General features: G+C 64.8%; 5 protein-coding genes. 2 read left to right on the plus strand and 3 right to left on the minus strand.

Annotated features, from left to right (window positions below):
* Window positions 1-844: 844 nt before the first annotated feature.
* The gene (locus ACO6VM_RS03950) at window positions 845-1,474 is read right to left on the minus strand and encodes a TetR/AcrR family transcriptional regulator (protein ID WP_110992449.1); all 630 of its coding nucleotides are present in this window, start codon (window positions 1,472-1,474) and stop codon (window positions 845-847) included.
* Between the two features lie 185 nt (window positions 1,475-1,659).
* Between ACO6VM_RS03950 and ACO6VM_RS03955 the strand changes: the two genes are divergently transcribed.
* Both ACO6VM_RS03955 and ACO6VM_RS03960 read left to right on the plus strand, forming a co-directional pair.
* Window positions 1,660-2,757 (plus strand): efflux RND transporter periplasmic adaptor subunit, encoded by a 1,098-nt coding sequence (locus ACO6VM_RS03955; RefSeq protein WP_401056744.1) that lies wholly within the window; start codon window positions 1,660-1,662, stop codon window positions 2,755-2,757.
* Window positions 2,758-2,763: 6 nt separating this feature from the next.
* Window positions 2,764-5,829, plus strand: a complete 3,066-nt coding sequence (locus ACO6VM_RS03960; protein ID WP_401056743.1) for an efflux RND transporter permease subunit — start codon at window positions 2,764-2,766, stop codon at window positions 5,827-5,829.
* A gap of 193 nt (window positions 5,830-6,022) precedes the next feature.
* Here the strand turns inward: ACO6VM_RS03960 and ACO6VM_RS03965 are convergent, their stop codons facing one another.
* On the minus strand, window positions 6,023-6,709 hold the full coding sequence (locus ACO6VM_RS03965) for a DUF4197 domain-containing protein (RefSeq protein WP_390968083.1): 687 nt from the start codon (window positions 6,707-6,709) through the stop codon (window positions 6,023-6,025).
* A 34-nt stretch (window positions 6,710-6,743) separates the two neighbouring features.
* Window positions 6,744-7,142, minus strand: coding sequence for a YbaY family lipoprotein (locus ACO6VM_RS03970; protein WP_110992445.1), 399 nt, complete (start codon window positions 7,140-7,142; stop codon window positions 6,744-6,746).
* Window positions 7,143-7,315 lie beyond the last annotated feature (173 nt).

Below are 7,315 nucleotides of genomic sequence, written 5' to 3' on the forward strand. Positions count from 1 at the left end.
TCTACATCTCGCGCCTTCGGCTGCGCCGAAGGGTGCTGCGCACCAGGGCCCTCCAGACGCCTACGCTCAGCCTCCTGAAGTCGCGAAGTTAGGGGCGGCGCCTGGGCTGGCGTTAGCTGTCGCTAGTTGGATTGGGTGGGAACTCAGGATTGCAATCGCTGGCAAGCCAGTTCCCACAGGTTAGTGGGAATTCTCTGACTTGCGCTGTACCTGTGGGAGCCGGCTTGCCGGCGATAGGGCCCGAATAAGCAATAAGCAAACAACAGCCAAACCTAGATAGCCGTATCACTGCTCTTGATCTGTTCTTGATCTGTTCTTGATCTGCTCTTGATCTGCTCTTGATCTGCTCTTGATCTGCTCTTGATCTGCTCTTGATCTGCTCTTGATCTGCTCTTGATCTGTTTTTGATTTTGCTTCTAAGCGCGCAATAGTTCAGGCAACACAAATTGCGACTTCAGGAGGCCGAGTGGAGGTGACTGTAGGGCCCTGGTGCGCAGCACCCTTCGGCGTAAGCCGAAGGCGCGAGATGTAGACTTGCGCAGCAAGTCGTAGGCCGCGCGGGCCCGGAAGGCACCGGAGCGAGGGGACCCCGGAGCGCAGCGCAGGGGCCGTATGATGGGAGCAGGCGGTTTTGCCTACTTTTTCCAAGAAAAAAGTAGGCCGCCGTAAGGGCGGAAAGGTGACTAAAAGTCGCCATCACCGCCGAATGCGCATAAATCTATCAAAACCAACACACTCAGCCCCGAACGCCGAACGCCGAACGCCGAACGCCGAACGCCGAACGCCGAACGCCGAACGCCGAACGCCGAACGCCGAACGCCGAATGCCGAACGCCGAACGCGATCTAGCTCCGATAAGCCCGAACAAACACCTCAACCGCCTCCCGCACATGCACCTCCGCCTCATCCCCCGTCAGCGCCGGCGCACACCCGATCAACAACCGGTAATCCGGCGCCCCCTTCACCAGACAGAAGAACTGCTCCGCCGCCCGCAACGGATTGTCGATCCGCAGCAGCCCCCGCTGGTCGATCCCGCGCAGCAGCGCCTCCATTCCCGCGACCACCCGCTTGGGCCCGGCCTCATAGAAGTAATGCCCGAACCCCGGATCCTGGCTGCTCAAGGCAATGATCAGGCGGCTGAGCTGGACCGACTCGTCCGCGCTGATCAGCGCCTGGAACCCACGGGCTATGTTCAGCAGCACATCCATCAGCGCCGCCCCTTCCGGGTACTCGAAGATCAAATCGGGCAATTGCGCCTGGCAAGTCGCCATGACCGCCGCGCCAAACAGCGTCTGCTTGTCGGTGAAGTGGCTGTAGACCGTGAGTTTCGAAACACCTGCCGCCGCAGCGACCGCATCCATGCTGGTGTTGGCATAGCCAAGGCTGAGGAACAGCGACTTGGCGGCTTGGAGAATGGCCTCGCGCTTGGCCAGATCCTTGGGCCGGCCGGGGCCGATGGGTGCGTCAGTGGGCATGTGCAATCGTTACCTGCTGGGAAAGGTGACCATCTTACCGGGTCGCGGACGATCCGGCTGTAGCGTGCGTCGCACCGATATTATGGTTTTTCTCTTGGTGGACCGCTTCCCGGCGCGGATGCGCTGACTTAATATACTCGCCAGTATAAATATTCGATGCGCCCCTCTGCCAAAGGTCCTTCATCATGTTGCGTCGTGCGTTGTCCCTCGCCTTGCCCGCTGCCCTCGTGCTGCTGGCCGCCTGCGGCCAGGAGGCCGCGCCACCTGCTGCGCCGCGCCCGGCCCTGGTGGTCCAGCCCCAGCCCGCGGGCGCGTCGGCAGACAGCTACCCCGGTGAGGTGCGCGCGCGCTTCGAGCCTGAGCTGGCGTTTCGCATCGGCGGCAAGGTGAGCAAGCGCCTGGTGGAGGAGGGGCAACGGGTCAAGGCCGAACAGGCGCTGGCCGAGCTCGATCCGCAGGACGTGCGCCTGCAACTGGAGGCCAACCGTGCCCAGGTGGCCGCCGCCGAAGCCAACCTGGCGCTGGTGCGCACCGAACGCGAACGCTACCAGAAGCTGCTCGACCGCCAGATGGTCAGCCATTCCCAATTCGATAACGCCGAAAACCTCTACCGTGCCGGCCTCGCTCGGCTGAAACAGGCCAAGGCCGAATTCGAGGTGGCCGGTAACCAGGCCGAGTACGCCGTGCTGCGCGCGCCCCAGGCCGGGGTGATCGCCAAGCGCCAGGTCGAAGTCGGCCAGGTGGTGGGCGCCGGGCAAACCGTGTTCACCCTGGCTGCCGACGGTGAGCGCGAGGTGGTGATCGGCCTGCCCGAGCAACAGTTCGCCCGCTTCAGCGTCGGCCAGGCCGTCAGCGTGGAGCTGTGGTCGCACCCCAACGACCGGTTCGAAGGGCGTATCCGTGAGCTGTCGCCGGCCGCGGACCCGCGTTCGCGCACCTTTGCTGCACGTATCGCCTTCACCTCCGGCAACGCCCCGGCCGAACTCGGCCAAAGCGCGCGGGTGTTCATCGCCCATGCCGAACACGCGCCGCTGGCGGTGCCGCTCTCGGCGGTCAGCGCCGAAGCCGGGCAGGCCTATGTGTGGCGGGTCGGCAAGGACAACCGGCTGGAGCGCGCGGCGGTTCGCCTGGGGCCTTATGGCGCCGACAGCGTGCCGGTGCTCGAGGGCCTGCAGGCCAGCGACTGGGTGGTCGCCGCCGGCGGCCATGTGCTGCGCGAAGGGCAACAGGTGCGGCCTGTGGACCGCAGCAACCGAGACGTGAACCTGACGGCCAAGGAGTAAGTCCCGATGGGTTTCAACCTTTCCGCCTGGGCGCTGCGCAATCGCCAGATCGTACTGTTCCTGATGATCCTGCTGGCGGCTATTGGCGCCATGTCCTACACCAAGCTCGGGCAGAGCGAGGATCCGCCCTTCACCTTCAAGGCCATGGTCATCCGCACCTTGTGGCCGGGGGCGACTGCCGAAGAAGTGTCGCGCCAGGTCACCGAGCGCATCGAGAAGAAGCTGATGGAGACCGGCGAATACGAGAAGATTGTCTCGTTCTCCCGGCCTGGTGAGTCCCAGGTCACCTTCATGGCCCGCGATTCGCTGCACTCCAAGGACATCCCCGAGCTGTGGTACCAGATCCGCAAAAAGGTCGCGGACATCAAGCACACCCTGCCGCCTGAGGCCCAGGGGCCGTTCTTCAACGATGAGTTCGGCACCACCTTCGGCAACATCTACGCGCTGACCGGTGAGGGCTTCGACTACGCGGTGCTCAAGGACTACGCCGACCGTATCCAGATCCAGCTGCAGCGGGTGAAGGATGTCGGCAAGGTCGAGCTGATCGGCCTGCAGGACGAGAAAATCTGGATCGAGCTGTCCAACGTCAAGCTGGCCACCCTGGGTGTGCCGCTGACCGCGGTGCAGCAGGCACTGCGCGAGCAGAACGCGGTGAGTACCGCCGGCTTCTTCGAGACCCCCAGCGAGCGCCTGCAACTGCGGGTCAGCGGGCGTTTCGACAGTGTCGAGCAGATCCGCCAGTTCCCCATCCGCGTGGGCGACCGCACCTTCCGCATCGGTGACGTCGCCGAGGTGCAGCGTGGCTTCAACGACCCGCCCGCGCCGCGCATGCGCTTCATGGGCGAGGACGCCATCGGCCTTGCCGTGTCGATGAAGGACGGCGGTGACATCCTGGTGCTGGGCAAGGCCCTGGAGGGCGAGTTCGCCCGCCTGGCCGAGGGGTTGCCGGCAGGCATGCAGTTGCGCAAGGTGTCCGACCAGCCGGCGGCGGTGAAAGCCGGCGTTGGCGAGTTCGTCCAGGTGCTGGTCGAGGCGCTGGCCATCGTCTTGCTGGTCAGCTTCTTCTCCCTGGGCCTGCGCACCGGGCTGGTGGTGGCCCTGGCGATCCCGCTGGTGCTGGCCATGACCTTCGCCCTGATGCACTACTTCGGCATCGGCCTGCACAAGATCTCGCTGGGCGCGCTGGTGCTGGCGCTGGGCCTGCTGGTGGACGACGCGATCATTGCCGTGGAAATGATGGCGATCAAGATGGAGCAGGGCTACGACCGGCTCAAGGCAGCCAGCTACGCCTGGACCAGCACGGCCTTCCCGATGCTCACCGGCACCCTGATCACGGCAGCGGGCTTCCTGCCGATCGCCACGGCGGCGTCGAGCACCGGCGAGTACACCCGCTCGATCTTCCAGGTGGTGACCATCGCCCTGCTGACCTCGTGGGTGGCGGCGGTGGTGTTCGTGCCGTACCTGGGCGAACGCCTGCTGCCGGACCTGGCCAAGCTGCATGCGGCGCGCCATGGCAGCGACGGGCATGCGCCCGACCCTTACGCCACGCCGTTCTACCAGCGCGTGCGGCGGGTGGTGGAGTGGTGCGTGCGGCGGCGCAAGACAGTCATATTGCTGACCATCGCGGCGTTCGTCGGCAGCATCCTGCTGTTCCGCTTCGTGCCCCAGCAGTTCTTCCCGGCCTCCGGGCGGCCGGAGCTGATGGTCGACCTGAAGCTGGCCGAAGGTGCTTCGCTGAACAACACCGCCGAGCGGGTCAAACAGCTGGAAGCGCTGCTCAAGCAGCAGGACGGCATCGACAACTACGTGGCTTATGTCGGCACCGGTTCGCCACGCTTCTACCTGCCCCTGGACCAGCAACTGCCGGCCGCGAGCTTCGCCCAGTTCGTGGTGCTGGCCAAATCGCTGGAAGACCGTGAGCGCCTGCGCAGCTGGCTGATCGCAACCCTCGATGAGCAATTCCCCGAGCTGCGTTCGCGGGTCACCCGCCTGGAGAACGGCCCGCCCGTGGGCTACCCGGTGCAGTTCCGCATCACCGGCGAGCACATCGAGAAGGTCCGTGCCCTGGCCCGCGAGGTGGCGGCCAAGGTGCGCGAGAACCCCCATGTGGTCAACGTCCACCTGGACTGGGAGGAGCCGAGCAAGGCGGTGTACCTGGACATCGACCAGGACCGCGCCCGCGCCCTGGGGGTGAGCACCGCGCACTTGTCGAGTTTCCTGCAGAGCTCGCTGACCGGCAGCACCGTCAGCCAGTACCGTGAAGACAACGAACTGATCGAGATCCTCTTGCGCGGCACCCCTGAAGAACGCCGTGAGCTGGGCAACCTGGGCAGCCTGGCGTTGCCCACCGACAACGGTCCGAGCGTGGCGCTGTCGCAGGTGGCCACGTTGGAGTATGGCTTCGAGGAAGGCATCATCTGGCACCGCAATCGCCTGCCGACGGTGACCGTGCGTGCCGACATCTACGACAAGGAACAGCCGGCCACGCTGGTGAAACAGATCCAGCCGACCCTGCAGCAGATCAAGGCTGAGCTGCCAGACGGCTATCTGCTGGAAGTCGGCGGCACGGTGGAGGACTCCGAGCGCGGCCAGCGTTCGGTGAATGCCGGCATGCCGCTGTTCATCGTGGTGGTGTTGAGCCTGTTGATGATCCAGCTGCGCAGCTTCTCGCGGATGTTCATGGTGTTCCTCACCGCGCCTTTGGGGCTGATCGGCGTGACCTTGTTCCTGCTGGTGTTCCGCCAGCCGTTCGGTTTCGTCGCGATGCTCGGCACCATCGCCCTGGCGGGCATGATCATGCGCAACTCGGTGATCCTGGTGGACCAGATCGAGCAGGACATTGCCGCCGGGATGGGGCGCTGGCAGGCGATCATCGAGGCCACGGTGCGGCGCTTCCGGCCGATCGTGCTGACCGCGCTGGCGGCGGTGCTGGCGATGATTCCGTTGTCGCGCAGTGTGTTCTACGGGCCGATGGCGGTGGCGATCATGGGTGGTTTGATCGTGGCCACGGTACTGACGCTACTGTTCCTGCCGGCGTTGTATGCGGCGTGGTTCAGGGTGAGGAAGGACTGAGTCTCGCAGGGGGCTGTGATAGCGCGGCCCTGTGGGAGCGGCTTTAGCCGCGAAGCAGACGACGCGGTGGATGGCACCGGCTTTGCCGGTTTTCGCGGCTAAAGCCGCTCCCACAGGCGAGTGCGAACCCCTGTAGGAGCGGCCTTGTGCCGCGAATGGGCTGCGCAGCAGCCCTGAGGATTTCAGGTCAGAATCACAGCGCGCCGAACACCTTCTTGGCCAGGCTGGTAGCAGCCCCGGCCGGGTTCTGGCGAATGCTTTCTTCCTGTTTGCCGATCATTTCGAACAGACCGTCCAGCGCCTTCTCGGTCACGTAGTTCTCGATGTTGGCGTCATCCTTGATCAGCCCCAGGCCCTTGGCCTGCCCGGCGAAGCTGTTGTACTGCTGGGCCAGGCCGACCTTGTCGGTGGCCTGCTTGACGATCGGCAGGAACTTGGCGCGGATCTGCTCGCGGCTGCTCTTGTTCAGGTACTGGGTAGCCGAATCCTGACCACCGCTGAGGATGCCTTTGGCATCGGTCACGGTCATCTTCTTCACCGCATCCACGAGGATCGCCTGGGCCTGTGGCACGGCCGCTTCGGCAGCCTTGTTCATGCCGGCTTCCAGGGCGTCCACCTGATCACCCTTGCCAAACATCTTCATGGCCTTGGCGGCCTTGCCGAGGTTGCCTGGCAGCTCGATGCGCACGTCAGGGTTGTTGCTGAAGCCGCCCGGGGTGCTCAGTTGCTTGACAGCGATTTGCGTGCCTTGGGTGAGGGCGTCCTTGAGGCCGCCGCTGGCGTCACTTTGCGACAGGTCGCCCAGCGACAGGGCCATGGCACTGGCCGACAGCAGCACGCCGGCACACAGGGTGGTGAAGCGCAGGGAGGTGCGGATCATGGATATTTCCTTATGGGCAATGTGGGGCGGGGGCTCAGCGGACCGGGTCGACCTTGATCCGCACCGGCTGCTGGTCGCTGCCGTCGAGCATCACGCCATGGTGTTCGGTGTTGATGAACAGCAGCTTGCCGTCCAGTTCGATGCGCGCGCTCACCGCGTAGCGGTGGCCGGGCTTGATCTGGGCCGGGTCGTAGGTCAGGTGGAAGGGCAGTGGCACGTTGCCTTTGACCGGGCCATTCTGGCTGGCCAGGGTGACCGCCGGGGCGTCCATCAGCGACACGTCCTGCAGGGCCACGTTCAGGGTGGCGGCGGGCGGCAGGGCGATGCGTTGCAGGTAGAAGACTTCGCCATCAAGGCTGGCGTGGTTCGACGGGGTGTTGCTGGAGCAGGCTGCAAGCAGGGTGGCGCAGCACAGGGTGAAGAGCTTTTTCATGGTATCTCCGGTGTACATGGAGCTGGCTTGTGGCCAACACCGGGGACTTTAGCGGATTTTTGCCTGGCATGCGGCTTTCGGTATGGGGCCGCTGTGCGCTCCATCGCCGGCAAGCCGGCTCCCCCAAGAGGCACCCCCCCGTTTGGGAGACAGATTACCGTCGGTGGGGTGCG

This window comes from Pseudomonas sp. GZD-209, from assembly GCF_049310485.1.
Classification (GTDB): Bacteria; Pseudomonadota; Gammaproteobacteria; order Pseudomonadales; family Pseudomonadaceae; genus Aquipseudomonas; species Aquipseudomonas sichuanensis.